Below are 1,186 nucleotides of genomic sequence, written 5' to 3'. Positions count from 1 at the left end.
TGGCGAAGATCAAGGTTGCCAATCCGGTCGTCGAACTCGACGGCGACGAGATGACCCGCATCATTTGGCAGTTCATCAAAGACAAGCTGATCCACCCCTATCTCGACATCGACCTGAAGTATTATGACCTCGGCGTCGAGCACCGCGACGCCACCAACGACAAGGTCACCGTCGAGGCCGCCGAGGCGATCAAGAAGTACGGCGTCGGCGTGAAGTGCGCCACCATCACGCCGGACGAAGGCCGCGTGAAGGAGTTCAACCTCAAGGACATGTGGAAGTCGCCCAACGGCACGATCCGCAACATCCTCGGCGGCGTGATCTTCCGCGAGCCCATCATCTGCAAGAACGTGCCGCGCCTCGTGCCCGGCTGGACCCAGCCGATCATCGTCGGCCGTCACGCCTTCGGTGACCAGTACAAGGCCACGGACTTCAAGGTGCCCGGCAAGGGCCGCCTGACCATGAAGTTCGAGGGCGAGGACGGCACGGTGATCGAGAAGGAAATCTTCAAGTTCCCGGATGCCGGCGTCGCCATGGGCATGTACAACCTGGACGAGTCGATCCGCGACTTCGCCCGCGCCTCGCTCAACTACGGCCTGAACCGCAAGTACCCGGTCTATCTGTCGACGAAGAACACGATCCTGAAGCAGTACGACGGCCGCTTCATGAACATCTTCCAGGAGATCTACGACACCGAGTTCAAGGCGAAGTTCCAGGCCGCCGGCATCCACTACGAGCACCGCCTGATCGACGACATGGTGGCCTCGGCCCTCAAGTGGTCGGGCGGCTATGTGTGGGCGTGCAAGAACTACGACGGCGACGTGCAGTCCGACACGGTGGCGCAGGGCTTCGGCAGCTTAGGCCTGATGACCTCCGTGCTGATGACGCCGGACGGCCAGACCGTCGAGGCGGAAGCCGCCCACGGCACCGTGACGCGCCACTACCGCGAGCACCAGAAGGGCAAGGAGACCTCGACCAACTCCATCGCGTCGATCTTCGCCTGGACCCGTGGCCTGGCGCACCGGGCCAAGCTCGACAACAACGAGGAGCTCGCCCGCTTCGCCCAGACCCTTGAGAAGGTCTGCGTCGACACGGTGGAGTCCGGCTACATGACCAAGGACCTCGCGCTGCTGGTTGGCGCCGAGCAGAAGTGGCTCTCCACCACCGGCTTCCTCGACAAGATCGACGA

The 1,186-nt window shown here is 62.9% G+C and carries 1 protein-coding gene; it reads left to right on the top strand.

The genetic code is table 11. The features are described 5' to 3' along the window. The coding region (locus tag VB618_RS19730; protein WP_329798458.1) for an NADP-dependent isocitrate dehydrogenase at window positions 1-1,186 on the top strand (1,186 nt) is incomplete at both ends.

The sequence above is a fragment of the Microvirga sp. CF3062 genome, assembly GCF_036314045.1.
GTDB lineage: Bacteria > Pseudomonadota > Alphaproteobacteria > Rhizobiales > Beijerinckiaceae > Microvirga.
This window is presented reverse-complemented; position numbering and strand designations above follow the sequence as displayed.